The organism is Roseibium sp. SCP14 (genome assembly GCF_040329475.1).
GTDB lineage: Bacteria > Pseudomonadota > Alphaproteobacteria > Rhizobiales > Stappiaceae > Roseibium.
In genome coordinates this window covers 1,445,411-1,464,989 of sequence record NZ_JBDZYH010000001.1, presented here as the reverse complement: position 1 = coordinate 1,464,989, position 19,579 = coordinate 1,445,411, and the positions used below count along the sequence as shown (strand labels likewise).

The 19,579-nt window shown below is 56.9% G+C and carries 16 protein-coding genes; 11 read left to right on the top strand and 5 right to left on the bottom strand.

Going from position 1 to position 19,579, the window contains the following annotated elements; all coding sequences use genetic code 11:
• Positions 1-226 precede the first annotated feature (226 nt).
• From ABLQ08_RS06710 to ABLQ08_RS06695, 4 genes are all read left to right on the top strand, one after another.
• Entirely contained in the window at positions 227-1,579 is a 1,353-nt protein-coding gene (locus ABLQ08_RS06710) for an aspartate aminotransferase family protein (RefSeq protein ID WP_352940344.1), read from the top strand.
• Positions 1,576-2,661, top strand: a complete 1,086-nt coding sequence (locus ABLQ08_RS06705; RefSeq protein ID WP_352940343.1) for an anhydro-N-acetylmuramic acid kinase — start codon at positions 1,576-1,578, stop codon at positions 2,659-2,661. Before ABLQ08_RS06710 ends, ABLQ08_RS06705 begins: the two co-directional genes overlap by 4 nt.
• 299 nt (positions 2,662-2,960) lie before the next feature.
• Positions 2,961-3,968, top strand: a complete 1,008-nt coding sequence (locus tag ABLQ08_RS06700) for a YncE family protein (protein WP_352940342.1) — start codon at positions 2,961-2,963, stop codon at positions 3,966-3,968.
• A gap of 104 nt (positions 3,969-4,072) precedes the next feature.
• Positions 4,073-4,690 (top strand): GntR family transcriptional regulator, encoded by a 618-nt coding sequence (locus ABLQ08_RS06695; protein WP_352940341.1) that lies wholly within the window; start codon positions 4,073-4,075, stop codon positions 4,688-4,690.
• Here the strand turns inward: ABLQ08_RS06695 and ABLQ08_RS06690 are convergent, their stop codons facing one another.
• The 4 genes from ABLQ08_RS06690 to ABLQ08_RS06675 all read right to left on the bottom strand — a co-directional run bounded on the left by ABLQ08_RS06690 (position 4,691) and on the right by ABLQ08_RS06675 (position 10,292).
• A complete protein-coding gene (locus tag ABLQ08_RS06690; RefSeq protein ID WP_352940340.1) occupies positions 4,691-5,107 on the bottom strand; it encodes an MAPEG family protein in 417 nt (138 codons plus the stop codon).
• Positions 5,108-5,457: 350 nt separating this feature from the next.
• Positions 5,458-7,053, bottom strand: coding sequence for a bifunctional aspartate transaminase/aspartate 4-decarboxylase (locus tag ABLQ08_RS06685; protein WP_352940339.1), 1,596 nt, complete (start codon positions 7,051-7,053; stop codon positions 5,458-5,460).
• Between the two features lie 18 nt (positions 7,054-7,071).
• A complete protein-coding gene (aspT, locus tag ABLQ08_RS06680; RefSeq protein WP_352940338.1) occupies positions 7,072-8,781 on the bottom strand; it encodes an aspartate-alanine antiporter in 1,710 nt (569 codons plus the stop codon).
• A 116-nt stretch (positions 8,782-8,897) separates the two neighbouring features.
• Complete coding sequence (locus ABLQ08_RS06675) at positions 8,898-10,292, bottom strand: L-serine ammonia-lyase (protein WP_352940337.1); 1,395 nt, start codon at positions 10,290-10,292, stop codon at positions 8,898-8,900.
• Between the two features lie 253 nt (positions 10,293-10,545).
• On the opposite strand from ABLQ08_RS06675, the gene kynU reads away from it, so the two are divergent.
• Positions 10,546-11,766: a kynureninase gene (gene kynU, locus ABLQ08_RS06670; protein ID WP_352940336.1), complete on the top strand. Its 1,221-nt coding sequence runs from the start codon at positions 10,546-10,548 to the stop codon at positions 11,764-11,766.
• On the opposite strand, the gene ABLQ08_RS06665 is transcribed toward kynU, so the two are convergent.
• Positions 11,759-13,813, bottom strand: coding sequence for a putative bifunctional diguanylate cyclase/phosphodiesterase (locus tag ABLQ08_RS06665; protein ID WP_352940335.1), 2,055 nt, complete (start codon positions 13,811-13,813; stop codon positions 11,759-11,761). The genes kynU and ABLQ08_RS06665 overlap by 8 nt on opposite strands.
• A 345-nt stretch (positions 13,814-14,158) precedes the next feature.
• On the opposite strand from ABLQ08_RS06665, the gene kynB reads away from it, so the two are divergent.
• The 6 genes from kynB (at position 14,159) to ABLQ08_RS06635 (ending at position 19,489) form a co-directional block, all read left to right on the top strand.
• A complete protein-coding gene (gene kynB / locus ABLQ08_RS06660) occupies positions 14,159-14,785 on the top strand; it encodes an arylformamidase (protein WP_352940334.1) in 627 nt (208 codons plus the stop codon).
• Positions 14,786-14,859: 74 nt separating this feature from the next.
• Entirely contained in the window at positions 14,860-15,630 is a 771-nt protein-coding gene (locus tag ABLQ08_RS06655) for an ABC transporter ATP-binding protein (protein ID WP_352940333.1), read from the top strand.
• Positions 15,627-16,334, top strand: a complete 708-nt coding sequence (locus ABLQ08_RS06650) for an ABC transporter ATP-binding protein (RefSeq protein WP_352940332.1) — start codon at positions 15,627-15,629, stop codon at positions 16,332-16,334. The genes ABLQ08_RS06655 and ABLQ08_RS06650 overlap by 4 nt, the downstream gene beginning before the upstream one ends.
• 5 nt (positions 16,335-16,339) lie before the next feature.
• On the top strand, positions 16,340-17,212 hold the full coding sequence (locus tag ABLQ08_RS06645; RefSeq protein ID WP_352940331.1) for a branched-chain amino acid ABC transporter permease: 873 nt from the start codon (positions 16,340-16,342) through the stop codon (positions 17,210-17,212).
• 12 nt (positions 17,213-17,224) lie between these two features.
• Positions 17,225-18,187, top strand: a complete 963-nt coding sequence (locus ABLQ08_RS06640; RefSeq protein WP_352940330.1) for a branched-chain amino acid ABC transporter permease — start codon at positions 17,225-17,227, stop codon at positions 18,185-18,187.
• A gap of 96 nt (positions 18,188-18,283) precedes the next feature.
• Positions 18,284-19,489: an ABC transporter substrate-binding protein gene (locus ABLQ08_RS06635; RefSeq protein WP_352940329.1), complete on the top strand. Its 1,206-nt coding sequence runs from the start codon at positions 18,284-18,286 to the stop codon at positions 19,487-19,489.
• Positions 19,490-19,579: the final 90 nt, after the last annotated feature.

The window sequence follows — 19,579 nt, the reverse complement described above, 5'->3', positions numbered from 1 at the left end:
GTGCCGCTCGAGCAGGGCTTCACCCGGATGCACGCTTCAGTCGCTGAAAAACAGTGCGCCTTGTTGACGATGGCCGACACTCATCGAGCTCCGGTCAATGCTCAATTTCGCAAATCTCGATTGTACTTCCGCGGTTCCGGGTCTAGCTTGAGAGATGCCGGTTGGACGCTCATGAGTCGCACTCCGGCGTCATCCTTTCACGTGTTTATCTCTGATGAGGCGTTTCATGGCGCAGTTGCCGAATTCTCTTGAAGCCCGCGATACCGCTTTTCAACTTCACTCCTATGCCGATGCGCGTGTACAGGAAGAAACCGGCGCCCTGGTGATCGACAAGGGCGAAGGTATCTATGTCGAGGACGTGAACGGCAAACGCTATATCGAGGGCATGGCCGGCCTTTGGAGCGTTGCGGTAGGCTTTGGTGAGAAGCGGCTTGTTGATGCAGCAACCCGCCAGCTGGAAAAGCTGCCCTACTATCATACCTTCACCTACAAGAGTCACGGCCCCTCTATCGAGCTTGCGGAGAAGCTGATCGAGATGGCGCCCGTGCCCATGTCGAAGGTCTATTTCACCAACTCCGGCTCAGAAGCCAACGATACGGCCATCAAGTTGATCTGGTATCGGTCCAACTCTTTGGGGCAGCCGGAACGCAAGAAGATCATCTCGCGCGTGCGTGGATATCATGGTGTGACCCTGGCCTCTGCAAGTCTTACCGGCTTGCCGAACAATCACCGGTCCTTCGACCTGCCGCTTCCGCAAATCCTTCACACAACGTGTCCGCATTATCGCACCATGAAGAAGGACGGCGAGAGCGAGGCCGATTTTGCCAAACGTTGCGCTCAGGACCTGGAGGACATGATCCTGGCTGAAGGGCCGGAAACCATTGCCGCTTTCTTTGCCGAGCCTGTCATGGGTGCAGGTGGCGTCGTGGTTCCGCCCGAAGGTTACTGGGAGGCGGTCCAGCCGGTCCTGAAGAAATACGGCATCCTGTTCGTGGCGGATGAGGTCATCTGCGGATTTGGCCGGACAGGCAACATGTTCGGTACCGAGACCTACAATCTCCAGCCTGATATCATGACGCTGTCAAAGGCGCTTTCTTCCTCCTACCAGCCGATCTCCGCGTTGTTGATCAACGACGATGTCTACCAGCCGATTGCCGATGAAAGCCATCGGATCGGTGTGCTGGGACACGGCTACACGGGAAGCGGTCACCCGGTTGCCTCTGCCGTCGCATTGGAGAACCTGAAGATCATCGAGGAACGCGACCTGATCGGACACGTGAAAGAAATTGCGCCAACTTTCCAGCGGCGCCTTTCCGGACTAGCGGAAAATCCCCTGGTCATCGAGACCCGGGGCATCGGCCTGATCGGAGCGGCGGAATTGGCGCATGAGGCATTTTCGGAAAAGCCGGGGGCGCTGGGTGCGAAAACCAATGCCGCTTTCCTGGAAAACGGTCTCATCTCACGCAACATGCTGGATGCTCTGGCCTTCTGCCCGCCGCTGATCATCAGTGAAGCTCAGATCAACGAGATGTTCGACATCGCCGAAGCCAGCCTCAAGGCGGTGGCGGACGGTCTGTGACCGACTGGTCCATCGTCGGCACCATCAGCGGAACCTCCGCTGATGGTATCGACCTGGCGGAGGTCGTCACCGATGGCCGCACCGTTACCCGGTTCGGTCCGGCAGAGACAGCACAGTACAGCCCGCTGACAAAACAGCGTGTTCTGGAGGCGGCAGGAAAAAAGGGCGAGCATCGCGAGACGTGGCCAGGGATTGCAAACGACGTCACGGCGGATCATGCGGCGGCGATCAGTGCGTTTCTAAAGAAACATGATCTGCAGCCGGATGCGGTGGTCTTTCATGGTCAGACGGTCTGGCACGACCCCAAATCCGGTGAGACTGTCCAGCTAGGCGATCCGCAAGCTCTGGCGAATGAACTGAACCTGCCTGTTGTTGGTGATGTTCGACTTGCGGATATGGCTGCGGGCGGAGAAGGTGCACCGCTTGTGCCTGTCTATCACCAGGCGCTTGCGAAGACGCTTTTGGGCGAGGGCCGGGAACCACTTTGCTTTTTGAACATAGGTGGCGTTTCCAACCTGACCTACATTGAGGGCGACGACCTTCTGGCCTTCGATATCGGGCCGGGCAATGCGCTGCTGGACGATTGGATCCGCCGGCACGGGGCGGGGGATTATGACAAGGGCGGATCGATTTCAGCCGCGGGCAAGGTGCATGAAGATCGATTGGCCGAAGCCCTGAAACATCCCTTTCTGTCGGAGGTCGGCCCGAAATCCCTCGACCGCTACAGTTTCTCCGGCGATTTTGCCGAAGGTCTCAATCTGGAAGACGGCGCGGCGACCTTGCTGGCATTCACGGCGGAGGCAATAGGGAAGGCGGAAGCCTTGTTGCCGAGGATGCCGAAGCTGTGGCTGGTCTGCGGTGGTGGCCGGCTCAACCCGGTTCTGATGCAAGCCCTGGCAGATCGGCTGACCGGAACTGTGCAATCGGCTGACGACTTCAAGATTGACGGTGATGCCTTGGAAGCCCAGGCCATGGCCTTTCTGGGAGCTCGCCTCAAGGCTGGATTGCCGACGACGTTTCCGGAAACAACCGGGGTGAGCGCGCCGACGATAGGTGGCAGGGTTTATCAGCCAGGAATTTGATCACGGCGGCTGACAGGCTACGACGATGACATGGAAAGCGGGCTGCAATGCCCGCTTTTTCTTTCGCCTGCATTTTTGACAATATTTGAAATTTCCAAAACCAAAGCATTAATGGGAAGTATTTTTATTTAACAAACAAAATTTTCCATGAAATAAAATTTCAAAGTAAATATTAAAAAGAGTTAAGTGTATAAAACGAGTAAATATTGATATCTATCTTTGCAAGAAGAGGGTTTTATTTGTGGATTTGGCAAGGTTGAACTCGCTTCTTTTTTGAAAAGACTTGGAGGAGTACAGTCATGTCCGTCAAAAGGTACCTCGTTTCCACTACATCTGCTCTTTGCCTTGTTGCGGGAACCGCGATTTCCGCCCACGCGGCAACACTGATTGTCGGCAACAAGTTTGCCGGGACAGTCAGTTTCGTCGATCTCGACACAGGCAAGGAAATAGACCGGGTCGAAACCGGTGGCTCACCGCACGAAATGGTCCTGTCACCTGACGGTTCGCAGGTGGTTGTCGTGTCATATCTGGAGGAAGGCTATATCGGTCAGGAGCTCAACCTGTTCGATGTCGCAAGTGCCAAACATATGCAGACGATTGATATCTCTCCTTACATGGCGCCGCATGGCATCGCCTGGCTGGGCGACAGCAATGAAGTGATCGTCACGACGGAAGAAACCCGGGACGTGATCAAGGTCGATATCGAAAAAGGTGAGGTTGCCGGTAACGTTGCCACCAACCTGATCGGGTCTCATTTGCTGGCGCTCTCACCGGACGCACAGACTGCCTATGTAACCAGCCGCGGCTCGGACAAGGTTTCGGTCGTGGATGTCCAGACGATGCAAATCACCCACAATGTCGACACCGACCGAGGTCCGGAGGGCGTTGATATCAGCCCCGACGGCAAAGAGCTCTGGGTAGCCAACAACCAGTCGCAGAACATCATCGTTTACGATCCGCAAACAATGACACGCGTTGACGAGATAGATGCCGGGTTCCTGCCCATTCGGGTGCAGTTCCATCCGGATGCCAGATATGTGGCCGTCGCGGACCTGAGAGGGGACCGTATCGTTATCTATGATCGTGAGACCCGAGAACCTCACCAGGAGATCGACCTGGCGTCCCACGGCGCCAAGGGACCGGCATCTCTGCTGTTTTCGCCTGACGGCAACTACCTGTTCGCCGGAGCCCAGAACAGTGGGCTTGTTGTCGAAATCGATACCTCGTCCTGGACGGTGAATCGCGTCATTGAGGCCGGACCGGGAGCTGACGGTCTTGCATTCAGCGATGTGAAGCTTGTCGGCTAACCGACGGCGGAGGACGGGCTACCGTCCTCCGCATTTCTTTTTTGCGTGAGTGCCTGGAAGTCGTTGACCTTGCACGAACCCTTTCTACCCGCTAACCAGATCCTATGAATGGATCTGAAATCTACCACCGGCTGATTGGCCTGATCGAAGAACGGGTGTTGAAACCCGGCGACCGCCTGCGCGAGGCCGACCTGGCGGAGGAATTCGGAGTTTCAAGAACGCCGATCCGCGAGGGCCTGAAGCGGTTGGAAGCGCAAGGCCTGGCGGTCCATGAGCCCAATCGCGGCATGGTCGTTCCGACGCTCGATCACGGCCAGATCAACGAAGTCTACTTCATGCGTGAAGTGCTGGAAGGAACCGCTGCGGGTCTTGCCGCCAAACATGCCTCGAAGCCGGAAGTCGAGATCCTGCAGGATCTGGTGGAAGCCGACCGAAAGCGCATTGAAGACAAGGACAGTCTGGTCCGGTCCAACCGTGAATTCCACCGGCGGCTTTGCCTGGCCTCCCACAACCGTTATCTCGTCGACCAGATCGATCACTTGCGCCTGTCGCTTATCCTGATGGCCGGCACGACACTGGATACGCCTGAACGACGGGAGACAGCAGTGGAGGAACACGCGGCGATTGTTCAGGCAATTGCAGATGGAGACTGCGAAAGGGCTGAGGCTTCGGCGCGCCTGCACATTGCTCACGCTCACAAGACCCGGCTGCAGCAGATCTGATCAGTTGACGGGTGTTCCGGCAACTGCTCCGTCCATGGCCAGGAGCAGATTGGCGAGCGCCGCCACACCAATCACGCCGAAAGTCAGGATCATTCCCGCAACGCGCAGATTGCCGATTTCGGGTTCGCGGCTGAAGCCGTAGGCGTGGCCAACCCGGCCAATCAGAAGCGTGAAGCCGAGGCCGTAAAGCAGCCATCCGGCGGCGCCCATCAATTCCAGCATCAGAATCAGAAGCAGAGCGAAGGGCACATACTCGGCACAGTTGCTGTGGGCGCGCATACGGCGGAGCAGCCGTTCATTGCCCTGGTCGCCCAGGCCGATATGTTCCGTCCCCCGTGCTTTGATGACGCGCACGGTCAGGACCATGTAAAGAAGTGCAAGCAGGCTTGCGAACAGCGGGGTGACGAAGACGCCCATGAGAGACTCTCCACTTTGGTCTCGGGTTGTGGCCGCTCGCCTCCGGTCAGTTCAAAGGGCATTTGCGGCCGAATTGTTGAACAAGAATACCCGTTTCGTCTTAGCGCAAACATCGCAGAGCGCTCGTGTCTGCCGTCCCGGTAGCTGTGCGTCACATGTACGCGAACCGACACACCCGGCGCCGACTTTGGGCTTAGGGCCCACGAGTGGTCCGCTCACGGTATTCTGCCTGGATCCCTGCCAGATACGATTGAAGCCCAGTGCCACAGGATACGCCAAACCGACGTCACCGGTTCAGCGTGTTTTCTTTCATTTGGCCATGGTCAGACATTGCCCTTCTGTGGAGGGCGTCATTTCTGCTTCCCGGAATACTCGTCGTGATACTCGGAGATAACCTGACGGGCGAATGCGCCGATCTCTGCATATTCGGCTTCGGTGAGATTGGCGAGGGATACGCGCGCCGACGCATCGACCACCTCGAAGCCTTTTCCAGGCAGGAGCACGACACTGGTCTCCTCCGCCAACCGGAACAGGAAGTCGTAGCCCTTCTTGTTGGCGACAAACCAGTCCGCAAATTCGTCGCCGTAGAGGCGACCACTCAGATGCTGAAGATTGATCAGCGTATAGTAGTTGACGTCGTTCGGCTCCCGGTGCGGTTTGACGCCCATATTCAGTTCAAGCGTGTTGAACCGTCTGCGGATCAGTCCCTTGGCAGCATCCTTGTAACGGTCGTCATGGTCGAGGAGGCCCGACATCGCAAACAGCATCATCTGGATCTGCTGCGGTGTTGACGCGCCAGCTGTATGGTTGAGGGCGACGGCACGGCTGTCTGCCACCAGCCGGTCGATAAACCGGATATCGCGGGGTGTGGTGGTCAGCGAGGAATAGCGTTTGTCCAGACCCAGCTTGGCACTTTCAGGCAGGGCAGCCAGAGCTTCGTCAAAGACATTGTCCTCATGCAGCGCAATGACACCAAGCCGCCAACCTGTCGCACCGAAATACTTGGAGAAGGAATAGACACACAGCGTGTTACGCGGACACTTGGCAAACAGCGATACGAAATCGTCCGCAAATGTTCCGTAGACATCGTCGGTGACGACAAACAGATCCGGGCGTTTTTCGTTGATGAATTTCGCGACCCGCTCCAGGTCGTCCGGGGATAGCTTTGCCGAGGGCGGGTTGCTCGGATTGACGATGCAGAAAACCTTGATCGTCGGGTCTTCCAGTTTGGCCAGTTCCGCATCGCTGAATTGCCAGTCGGCGCCTTCCTCCATGCGGATGTCGACAACGGGCATGTCGTACTCCGGCAGTGGTGGGATCTCCAGATAAGGGGAAAAGATTGGCGTGCCGAGCGCAACCTTGTCACCCTCCTTCACCAGACCGTTGAACTTCAGCGTCTGGAAAATATAGGTCATGGCTGCCGTGCCACCTTCTGTGGCGAAGATGGAAAAAGGTCCGTTCGGCGGCTCGTTGCCGAACATTTCCTTACGCAGATATGCCCAGACGATCTTTTCCGAGTTCACCAGCATGCGGGGCGGGACAGGATAGTTGCAGCCCAGGAACCCTTGAACCATCTCGTGAATGAGATCATGCCGGTGAACACCCAGATGGTTCTTGGCATAGGAAAGGGTCGCTTTCAAAAATGTCGTGCCTTCCCGGTCTTCGTGACGGTGCAGAAAGTCCTCGAAACGGAGCAGCATGCCATCCTTTTCCGGCAAACCGCCAAAACCGCTGTCGAGATAGGAATAGGACCGCTCTGCCTCTTCAACGGCAAAGTCCCCGAGCCTCAGAAACGCACGTCGGGGCTGGGTCGCAAGGAAGTTGGGGTTGCCGCGCCCGGCATTGAGCATCAATCGATCAGCCGAGGAAGCCGCGATTTCAATGAGTTTGTCTTTCAATTCAAACGGGCTCAGATCTTCAAAATCCGAATAATCAGTCTTGCTCATTTGAGATCTCCTAAAAAATCATTGTGCCGGATTGGTTGAAACGAGACCGACGATCAGCGGGCCCCACAAAGTAAGCAATACGTTTGCCACCGCGTAAGTCACCGTGAAGGTGACGACCGGTGTGGCGTTGCCAGCCTTGCCCAGAAGTGCGGCGAAAGCTGGATTTGCACTCCTGCCGCCAGCCACGCAGGCAAGGGCCTCGATCGGGTTCCGGATGCGCAGGACGTAAAAGGAAAAGAAGAACCCGATCACCTGCGGAATGAGCGTCACGCCGATGCCGAACAGGAACAGGCTGAGACCTTGTTCCTGAAGGGTGGTGAGCACCTGAGGGCCGGCGCTGATACCGACGACACCAACAAAGACGGCAAGGCCGAAATCGCGAAGGAAGTTGACCGCACCCGTCGGCAACGCGGCATATCTGGGGTGCGTGCTGCGCAGCCAGCCGAAGAGCAGACCGGAAAGCAGGCAGCCTCCGCCACTTCCGACCGTAACCGGAACACCGCCGATCTTGAACTCGATAAGGCCCAGCAGCAGGCCGAGCGTCATGCCGATGCCGAAGAAGATAAAGTCCGTCACGGCTGCGGCGCTGATCGGATAACCGATGGCCTTTTGAACCTGGTTCAGATCACGCGAGCTACCAGTCAGTTGCAATTCGTCACCCTTGTGAACTTCAAGATCCGGTAACAGCGGCAGGTCACGCCCCATACGGCGGACGCCCGTGACGAAGACGTCGCGCAAGGCATTCGACTTCGTGTGATCGTGAATGCCCTGCAGCTTGTTGCCTGCATAATCGGGGTTTGTAAGAACGATGTCCCTGTTTTCAAGGACAAGCCGGTAACCTGTCGGCGCCTGAGTTTCGGTGCCCCAACAGGTTGGTTGGACGTCCAGTGCACTGACCAGTCCTGTGAGCGCGACAACATCTCCGGCCTTGAGAGCGTCACTGCCGTTGACGTCGACTTCCTGACCGGATCGCAGAACGGCCTCAACGGCAAGGTTGTCAAAGGCCGCGTCCAGTTTCGAGATTGCCTGACCGATCCACTCACTGTCCGCCTTCAACTCGAAGAAACGGGTGTCGATCCGTTGTGCCGCATTGAATTGGCCCGGCTCCAGAGTGGCGGTGCCTCCGGACATCTTTTCAGCGAGCTTGATGGCTTCCTTGCGAATATCCCATCGCATCACAGTCGGGAAAAACCAGGTGACCATGATGATAGGGCCGATGGAACCGAAGATGTAACAGACCGCGTAACCAACGGCGATATTGGTTTCCATCACCGACTTCAGATCGCTCGAAACATTCAGCTTCTGGATGGTTTCACCAGCGGTTCCGATGATTGCGGATTGTGTAAGACCGCCGGCAGCCAGACCGGCCGCCGTGCCGCGGTCGAGGTCAAAACCCCATGCAAATGCCAGAACCGTCAGCAGTCCGAGAACACACATGACGCCTGCCGACAGCAGCTGGTTCAGGGATTTGAGGGAAAGCGCATGAAAGAATTGCGGTCCGCCCTGATAACCGACCGCGTAAATGAACAGGGCGAAGAAGACATCCTTGACGGCGGTGTCGATGGTGACACCTACCTGACCGAGAATGACGCCGACAATCAGCGTTCCCGCGATGCCGCCGAGCACAAAGTTTCCGATTTTAAGTTTGCCCGCAAAATAACCTAAAGCAACAGCAACAAAGAGAAATACCAGCGCCGATTGCGACGCCAGCCATTGAAGAAATTCCATGCGTGCCCTCCCAGACTTCGTGCAAGAGACAGTTCAGTCAATGGTCGGGGACAACTATTGCGTTAATTTAACGTTGCGGCAAGTTCTGACGGCGAAAGAGACGGTTTCTCAGGCCTTTAGCATTCGACAATGTTCACCGCGAGGCCGCCCTTCGAAGTCTCCTTGTATTGCTCCATCATGTCCATGCCGGTCTGCCGCATGGTTTCAATGCAGCCGTCCAGAGGCACGAAATGTGAGCCGTCGCCACGAAGGGCGAGAGAAGCAGCGGTCACCGCCTTGACCGCACCGAGCGCATTGCGCTCGATGCAAGGGACCTGAACCAGTCCCGCGATCGGGTCACAGGTCATGCCGAGGTGATGTTCCAGAGCGATTTCCGCGGCATTTTCGATCTGTTCATTGGTGCCGCCGAGCGCGGCGCAAAGACCTGCGGCAGCCATCGCCGAAGCGGAGCCGACTTCACCCTGACAGCCGACTTCCGCGCCAGAGATGGAGGCATTGGCCTTGATGATGCCACCGACAGCTGCGGCAGTGAGCAGAAACGTTCTGATGCCGGTCTGATCCGCGCCGGGACAGTGGTCAAGATAGTATCGGGTAACGGCCGGGATGACGCCTGCCGCCCCATTGGTGGGAGCCGTGACAACACGCCCACCGGCAGCATTTTCCTCATTCACAGCCATGGCATAGACGCCAAGCCAGTCGACAACCGTGTGCTCGAATAGCGGATTGCTGCGTCCTTCGCGGATCAGTTTCTGGTAGATTTCGGCCGCCCGCCGTTTCACCTTCAAGCCGCCTGGAAGAATGCCCGTCTGCGAGATGCCGCGGTTAATGCAGGAGTCCATGGCGGACCAAAGCGTGTCGATGCCTGCTTCAACCTCTTCCTGAGGCTTGGCGCAACATTCGTTGCAAAGCTTCATTTCGGCGATGGAAAGCTCTGCCTCCTCACCCATCTCCAGCATCTGTTTTGCCGATGCGAACGGGTAGGGGACCTGCTGGATCGCAAGTTCGTTGACGGGCTCGTTTGTCGTTTTGCGCAGCTCGGCTTCGCTGACCACGAAACCGCCACCGATCGAATAGTAGACGAATGTGTCGATGATAGCGCCTGCCGAGTCCAGAAGATGGAAGGTCATACCATTGGCGTGAAGCGGCAGAGCTGGCCCGTAGTCGAAAATGACATCCATCTCCGGGTCGAACTGAAGTTCGGGCAGGCCGGGTATCTTGAGTGTTCCGGATTGCCGCAATCCGTCGAGCATCGCCTCGACACGATCCGGGTCGAGTGTATCCGGTTTCGCGCCGAGCAGACCCAGACAGACTGCCTTGTCGGTTGCATGGCCCTTGCCGGTAAAGGCAAGCGAGCCATGCAGCGTGACCGTCAGGCGCGTTGCCTGTTTTTCCGCTCCGGCAAGACCGCGCAGCCGGTCCAGATACCTGTGGACGGCCACCATGGGGCCGACGGTATGGGAGCTGGAAGGGCCGATGCCGATTTTGAAGATATCGAAGACGCTGATGAACATCTGATCTGGACCGCTTGTCTCAACTGTACCGGCGCTATTGCCGCGTGCTGATCAAGCTACCGGTTTGCGTATCGCATTCCGGTGCTCAAACGAGCAATTTTGTGTCATTTGCGACATGCAGGGATCGATGCGGACCTTTTCAAAACTTCCGCGGGAAAGGCAGAGGGCAACCTGGAAGAGGTTGTTTGACGCAGGGCCCTTTGATAGCGTGCGGCCTCCTTTCAGAATTCCCTATCCGGCATAAGAGTTTCCAATGACCGTGCAACATCCGTCCGACCTGAATGATGTCCTTGCCGAAAAGAAGGCCGCGTTTCAATTACCCGAGGGCATCATTTATCTGGATGGCAACTCGCTTGGCGTTTTGCCTGCGCATGTGCCGGATCGCATCGCCGAAGTTGTCACGCAGGAGTGGGGGATCAGCCTTATCCGGGCATGGAACACGCACAGCTGGATCGACCTGCCGGGGCGGACCGGAGACCGGATTGGCCGGTTGATCGGTGCACCTAGTGGAACGGTCGTCGCTTGCGACAGCACTTCTGTCAACGTCTTCAAGGTCCTCTCTGCAGCGCTTTCCCTGCGTCCGGAGCGCAAGGTCATTTTGTCCGATAACGGTAACTTCCCGACTGATCTCTATGTCGCCTCGGGTCTCAAGGAGCTGTTGGGACGGGGGCACGAGTTGAAGATCGTTGCTCCGGAAGACGTCGAAGATGCGATTGATGACCAGGTTGCGGTAATGATGCTGACCCAGGTCGATTACCGGACCGGACGCGTTCACAACATGGAAGAGTTGACCCGCAAGGCGCACGAGGCTGGCGCGCTTGCCATCTGGGATCTTGCTCATTCCGCCGGTGCCATCGAGGTGGATCTTGCCGGAGCAAATGCCGATTTTGCCGTTGGTTGCGGCTACAAGTACCTGAATGGTGGACCGGGTGCGCCAGCTTTTCTTTATGTCGCCGAAGCACATCAGGACAAGGTGACTTCTCCGCTCACCGGATGGATGGGACACGAAGCACCTTTTGCCTTCGACCTCGATTACCGACCGGTTCACGGTGTCAACAGAATGACGGTCGGCACTCCTGCAATCCTTGCCCTGTCCAGCCTGCACGCGGCGCTCGATGTCTTTGAGGACGTCGACATGGCCGACATTCGCCGGAAGTCGATTTCCCTGAGCGAGCTGTTCATTTCGGAAGTCGAAGCCAGATGTCCGCAATTGACACTGGCAAGCCCCCGCGATCCGAACCAGCGTGGCAGCCAGGTGTCGTTCCGGTTTGAGCAAGGATACGCGGCGATGCAGGCATTGATCGCACGTGGCGTGATCGGCGATTTCCGCGCTCCCGACGTGATGCGTTTCGGCTTTACGCCGCTTTACCTGTCACATCAGGACATTGTGGATGCGGTTGCGATACTTGCCGATATTCTTGATACGGAAAGTTGGAACCGTCCGGAGTTCAAGACCCGCGCAAAGGTCACATAGCGGCGATTTCCACCTGCGTTTTCAGCATCGAGAGGAACCGCTCCTCGGAAACCGGTCTGGAATAGAGATACCCCTGGTACTGGGTACAGCCGTGCCGGGAGAGCCACGAACGTTGCTCGATGGTTTCAACGCCTTCAGCAATCACGTCGGCGCCGAGTGCTGTGGCCAGAGACAGGATCAGTTGGACGATTTCACCACCCGATGTGACATCTTCCATGAACATCCGGTCGATCTTGATGCCGTCGATTGGATAGTTGTGCAGATAGGCAAGGTTGGAATAGCCGGTCCCGAAATCGTCGATGACGATCCGGTACCCGGTTTCCTTCAACAGCGACAAGATTTCCTTGGCATTAGGTATGTCTCCCAGCAGGACGGTTTCCGTGATCTCGAGGGAAATCCTGCTTGGGTCACACCCGGTTTCCTGTGGCAGTGACTGCATGAGAGGCACAAACTGCGGGTCGGAAAGTTGTCTCGGCGAAACGTTGAGCGACAATGAGACATCAAGCTTCTGCCGTTGCAGGCGGGCTTGCATATGCGCGACCTGCAGACTGACCCAGGAGCCGATGTCGTTTATCAGCCCCGTTTCCTCGGCAATCGGGACGAACTGATCCGGGCGCACGAGGCCTCGTTCGGGGTGTTGCCATCTGAGGAGTGCCTCGGCAGACACGACCCTGTCGTTTCCGGTAAAGGCGATAGGCTGGTAATAGAGAACGAATTCGTATTCCCGGATGGCCTGCTCGAGGTCTTTCCTGATGGCAAGGTGTTCCTCACGCAGCTGTTTCATCCGGTCATGGTAACGAACGCATTTGGTCTTGGTATTCGACTTGGCCCGGTACAGTGCCAGGTCCGCGTGCCGCATCAGCTGGTCAATCCTGACCCCGTCATCCGGATAGTGAGCATAACCGATGCTGAGACCGACATACTTCGATTTGCCATCGATGATCTGAGGGCTCGTGAATGCCTGCAGGAGCGACTGGCCGAACCAATCCGGGCTGGCGGCGCCTTCCTTTTCGAGATGACAGATCAGAAATTCATCACCGCCCAACCGTGCAACCACGTCGCCGGAACTTGACAGGTCCTTGAGCTTGCCGGCAACGAGCTGAAGCAGCATGTCGCCAGCGGCATGCCCGAGGGTGTCGTTGACCAGTTTGAAATCGTCCAGATCTACGAGATAGAGCGTCGCCGATTGCCCTCGGTCGAGGGCAGTGTTCATGATCTGGGTAAGGCGCTCCTTGAGATAGGTTCGGTTCGACAACCCGGTTAGGGTGTCGTGGCTTGCCAGATACTGCGCGCGCTCTTTTGTTTCATGGAGCTCGGTAACGTCGATTTCGCTGACGAGATAGGCCGGTTGCCCGGTGACCGCATCGTGGCAGGTGCTGATCGTCAATTCATGCCAACGTGCACCGGAATTTGTTGTCATCTGCGCAACGGTTCTTGAAGTCCGTTCACGCTCCACCCGATCGAGCAGTTTTTGACCTACGTTCGGGTCGGAAAACTGTTTCGCAAAGTGAAGTTCCTGCGAACCGCAGGCTGCGCGTGCTGCCGTGTTCCGGTAGAGCGGTTTGCCGTCCTTGGAAAACAGGGAAATCATCACCGCTGTGTGCAGGAGAGCCTCCGCGCTGCGAAGCGTTTCGGGCTCCTGTTCGTGATGATCGCGCGCCTCGCATAACAGCGCCATGCGGCCATCTGTGAGGCGGATGCCGCTCATCACGATCTGCAGCACTTTCGGCTTGCCCTTCGGATAAAGCGTCCAGATCTCCGAAAAACTCACGTCTTGTTTGCAAAAGTCCTGCTGATACTGGCGCAGCCGCTTTTCAACTGAAGGCGACATGTCGGCGGACAGGTCACGCGATTGTAGCTCTTGCAGAGAAGAGGCGTCGGTAATTTCGAGTGTTTTCCTGTTAGCCCATAGAAATCGCTTGTGATCGAAGTCGAAAATCCAGACGGCCGTATCCAGTCGATCATAGACGGAGATGACAAGGTTCAGATCGATTGCGCCTTTGGCATTGCTTATGGAACGCGGAATTTCATCTCTTTCAAATGCCATTGAAATATTTGGATTATCTGACAGTTGCTTCTCCAAAATCGTCTTGTGATTGAGGTATGAATGAAATTAGTTGTGTGGTGGCGTGATTACGCAGATGTTTTGCCGGATCAATAGCTGTAATTGTATCCATGAACTTGGTATTTTCAACACAGCTATTAAAGGAAGCTTGAAGGTGAACTGATTTATTTCCTGATTGGTCGGAAAATTGGGGAGTGTTCGAATGTTTATTGTAAAAAATACTTATAAGGTGCCGTGTGGCTGGCGGGGAGCTGTTCTGCTTTGCTTTTGCAGCCGTGCCGTGATTTGCTAATCCTCTCCGTTCCGGTGTTCTTGGGGGCAAGCGGCATGACAAAGATTATCGACATCACACCTCCGGTGCGTGCCGGTATCGCCGTTTACCCGGGAGATGCACCCTACAAGGCAGCAAGTACTTGCGAGATTTCCGATGATTGTCCTGTCAATGTCGGTGAGTTCTCGATGTCCTGCCATTGTGGCGCGCATGCCGACGCTCCCCTGCATTATGACAGACACGGGGCGTCCATTGATCAGCTTGATCTCGCGGACTTTGTCGGTCCGGCCCGGGTGATTGATGCCCGCGGCCAGGAAGATGCATGTTCACCAAGGGAGTTGGAGCGGTTTCTGGAGAACTGTCCGCCGAGAGTGTTGCTTCGGCTTGAAGAGGAGATTGATCCCGTTGTCTGGCCTGAAGGTTTCCGGGCAGTGTCACCCGAGGCAATGTCGCTTCTGGCGGATCGCGGTGTCAAATTGGTGGGGGTAGATGTACCGTCTGTGGATCGTGAAAACTCCGAAAAACTACCTAGTCATGGGATCGCCCGTTCCCGGGATCTCCGGATTCTGGAAAATCTTGCCCTTTCTGCGGTGGAACCGGGTGATTATGAGTTGATTGCGCTGCCAATGAAGTTAGAAGGGCTAGATGCTGCGCCGGTTCGGGCCATTTTGCGTCCGCTCTGACAATCTCGGCAAACGGGTAAGCTGCGGCCAAAGGAAAAAAGAAAGACCGCTGTGGGGAGCGGCAAGGAGCTTGAATGCTGGAGCTTGATCAGCTCGTTATGGATTTTAGCGGGTTCAGGGCAGTAAATGGCTGCTCGTTCCGCGTCGAAGAAAACAGTATCACCGGGCTGATTGGGCCCAACGGGGCTGGAAAAACCACACTTTTTAATCTGATTGCCGGGGCTTTACATCCAACCAGCGGCAAGATCCGATTTATGGGCGAAGACGTCACCAGTCTTGCCAGTCACCAGCTGTTTCACAAAGGCCTGGTGCGTACTTTTCAGATCCCTCATGAATTTCACAAGCTGACGGCGTTGGAAAACCTGATGATGGTACCGCCGTCTCAACCCGGTGAAAGCTTGCTTGCCAACTGGTTCGCCTGGGGCAAGGTCAAGTCCGCTGAAAGCGACGTTGAGAAAAAAGCTTACGAGACGCTCGAGTTTTTGGAACTGACACACGTGGCCCATGAACGGGCCGGGAACCTCTCCGGTGGACAGAAGAAGCTTCTGGAGCTTGGCCGGACGATGATGACCGATGCCAAGCTCGTATTGCTTGATGAACCGGCCGCGGGCGTCAACCGGACGTTGTTGCGCAAGCTGGAAACCAAGATCGAGATCCTGAACAAGGAGCGTGGCTATACGTTCATTCTGATCGAACACGACATGGAAATGATTGAAAAGCTTTGCGATCCGGTCGTTTGCATGGCGGAAGGCAAAGTTTTGATCGAAGGCGATTTCCAGACGGTCCGCTCCAATCCGCAAGTGCTGGAAGCCTATCTCGGTGAAACCACGGGAGATGCGGCATGAGTGCACTCCTGTCCATGGACAATCTCACCGGCGGTTACGGCGAGGCGGACATTCTTCAGGATGTCTCCATGCATGTGGATCAGGACGAGATTGTCGTGATTGTCGGCCCGAACGGCGCCGGCAAGTCCACTGCCATGAAATCCGTCTTCGGTCTCTTGACCATCCGCGGCGGCAAGATGCTGTTCGATGGTGACGACATTACCGGCTGGGCCCCGAACCGCATCGTTCAACGCGGCATCTGCTACGTGCCGCAGGTCGACAATATCTTCCGTGAAATGTCGATCCACGAAAATCTGGAGATGGGCGGTTTCCTGAAAAAAGGTGACCTTTCTGCCGCTTATGACCGGATCTATACCCTGTTCCCCGATCTGAAGGAGCGGCGCAAGACAATGGCGGGCAGCCTCTCGGGCGGTCAGCGCCAGATGGTTGCCATGGGGCGTGCGCTGATGCTTGATCCCAAGCTGCTGTTGCTGGACGAGCCGACAGCGGGCCTGTCGCCGAAATACATGGAACAGATCTTCCAGATCTGCCGGGATGTGCGCGATACCGGTGTCGCCATCCTGCTGGTGGAGCAGCATGCCAAGCAGGCGCTCGCCTTCGCCGACAGGGGATACGTGCTTGCTGCCGGCAAAAATCGTCATGAAGGCACCGGGGCCGAATTGCTGGCCGACCGTGAAGTCGCCGAAATGTTTCTGGGGGGCTGATCGGTATGGACTTCCTCGATCTGATAAATTTCTACGTCGTGCCGGGCATCGTGCTCGGCTCCATCTACGCTTTCGGTGCCGTCGGCATCACCTTGATCTTTGCGATCCTGCGCTATGCTCATCTGGCCCATGGCGATCTGGCAACGCTTGGAGCCTTTATCGCGCTGGCCGTAGTCACCAGTCTTGGCTTTTCACCGCTGATAGCCCTGCCGATCGCAATCCTTGCAACGGCGGCGGTGGCGGTCGGCATCGACAAGGTCTTCTACAACCACTTGCGGGAGCGGCCCAAGATCGTCACCGTCATGGCGTCGCTTGGTATCGCGCTGATGGTTCGTGCCGTGGTTCAGGTGGTCTGGGGCGTGGACACGCAGACCTATTCGCGCGGCATCGTCCGGCCCGAAGACTATTTCGGCATCCGGATCCGTGACCGTGAACTCTATACGATCTTTGCCATGATCGTTCTGGTCGGCGGGCTGCAATTGTTCCTCACCAGGTCCAAGTGGGGCAAGGCCATGCGCGCCATGTCCGACAATCCGAATCTGGCTCTGCTGTCCGGCATCGACAACAAGAAGGTTGTGATGCTGACCTGGATTATTGCCGGCGGACTTTGCGCGGCCTCCGGGTTCTTCCTGGGTTACAATACCGAGCTGAAGTCCATGATGGGCTGGCACATGCTGTTGCCGATGTTCGCCGCGGCGATCCTGGGCGGTGTCGGTCGCGTCGAAGGTGCCGTGCTCGGTGGTCTGATCGTTGGTGTTGCCGAAGAACTTTCGGTCCTTGTGCTCCCAAGCGAATACAAGGCCGCCATGGCTTTTGCCATTCTGCTGTTCATGCTGCTTGTGCGACCGACAGGGTTGCTCAAGGGCAAGGTTCTTTAAGGGGAGAGCAAGATGGAATTCCTTGGTCTCGTCAACTACGCCCTCTTCATGGCGATCTTCATCGGCATTTATGCGCTGCTGGCGCTGGGGCTCAACATTCAATGGGGCTTTGCCGGTCTCTTCAACGCAGGTATTGCAGGCTTTTTCGCGGTAGGTGCCTACACCTCCGCGATCCTGTCATCGCCGGCCGTGGAAGGACGTATCGGCGGCTTCGAGCTTCATTTCGTCATCGGCTGGATCGGTGCAATGCTGGCGGCGGCTCTCGTCGCCTGGCCCATCGGCAAGATCTGTCTTCGGTTCCGATCCGACTACCTGGCGATCGCATCCATCGGCATTGCCGAGATTATCCGTCTGGTGATCAAGTCCGAACCGGCACTCACCAACGCGGCCCGCGGCATCTCTCGTATTCCGCGTCCGGCTGGTGAACTCGGCTACATGGAATCGCAGATCGCCTACCTGATCATCGTGCTGGCGGTACTGATTGCCGCTTACGTTCTGGTCGAGCGGCAGTTCAATGCGCCCTGGGGCCGGATGATGCGGGCCATCCGCGACAACGAGAACGCTGCAAACGCGATGGGCAAGGACGTCGAGTTCCGTCGCCTTGAAGCGTTCATCTTCGGCTCTGCCCTGATGGGCCTGAGCGGCGCGCTGTTCGCCCACTTCAATCGCTCGATCACGCCTGAGGCTATCGACCCGATGGTGGCAACGTTCCTTGTCTGGATCATGCTCATCCTGGGAGGATCGGGTAACAACCGTGGCGCGATACTGGGTGCTGCTGTCGTTTGGATCATTTGGTCTGTTTCAGAGATTGCAACTGACCGGCTTCCGCATGAATATGCGGTTCAGGCAAAATACATCCGCTTGTTCCTTATCGGCCTGATGTTGCAGCTTGTTCTGCGGTTCAGGCCCGAGGGACTGCTCCCTGAACCTCTTCGGGGAGACCAGCGGCAGACAAAATCCGGTGCGGACCACTAAAAGGCCCGTTCCCCGGGGCCCTCACTTAACCTATGAGTGTGGGAGCCGAAAATCCAAAAGACCCGGCAAAGACCGGATAATTGAGGAGGTACTTTGATGAAAACCAAATTGTTTGCGCTTGCTGCCGGTTTGATGACTGCGACTGCACTGGCATCCGTTCCGGCCAATGCCGACGTCAAAATCGGTCTGCTCGGTGGTGTCTCCGGCCCGATCGCAGCAATGGCACCTGCCATGATCGACGCTGCTCAGCTGGCTGTTCAGCAGGTCAACGAGCAAGGCGGTATCGGCGCGGGTGAGAACCTGGTCGGCGTTGTGGGCGACAGTGCCTGTAACCCGCAAGGCGGTACCGATGCGGCAACCAAGGCTGTGAACATCGAAGGTGTTGTCGGCGTTGTTGGCCCGCATTGCTCCGGCGCTGTTCTGGCCGCTGCCGGTTCTGTGACCATTCCGGCAGGCATCACGCTGATCACGCCGTCCGGCACGTCCCCGGAAATCTCCAACCTGGAAGACAAGGGTACCGTGTTCCGCACCGTTCCCTCTGATGACTACCAGGGCCGCGCGCTGGCTCGTACCATGAAGGACCAGGGCTACGGCAAGGTTGCGGTCGCTTACCTCAACAACGATTACGGCACCGGTCTGGCGAATGCGTTCAAGGCTGAGTATGTCGACGAACTCGGTGGTGAAATCACCCAGTTCGCAGCGCATGAAGAAGGCAAGGCTTCCTATCGTTCGAACCTGGCTGAGCTGGCCAAGGGCGGCGCCGACACGCTGGTCATCTTCGACTATGGCGACGGCACCGGCCTCACCATCCTGCGTCAGGCTCTGGAGAACGGCTTCTTCGAGAAGTTTGTTGGCGGCGACGGCATGAAGTCCGACGCAGTGATCAACGAACTCGGCGCTGAAAACCTCAGCGGCTTCGTTGCTTCGTCTCCGGTTGGTGCGAAATCCGAATCCCTCACCCTGTTCAACGATGCCTTCAAGGGCGTTGGCGGTGACCCGGATGCGATCTTCGCCAACACTTCCTACGACGCTGCCTTCCTGCTGGCTCTGGCAGTTGAAAAGGCTGGTGGCAAGAAAGAAGACGTTGCGGCTGCCATGATGGAAGTCTCCAACGGTGACGGTGAGCCGATCCGTCCGGGCGAGTGGAAGAAGGCGAAAGAGCTGATCGCAGCTGGCACCGCCATCGACTACAAGGGTGCGGCAGGCGAGCATAACTTCGACGCCAAGGGCGACGTTCCGGGCACCTACGCCCTGTTCGAAGTCGGCTCCGACGGCTTCGAAGTCATCACCGAAATGAAGTAAGTTTCTTCTTCTCAAGAAGAAATTTCCAAAGAAACCGGCGGTTCGAAAGAGCCGCCGGTTTTTTTGGGCGCTCGTCCTCGTCGTTCCGGA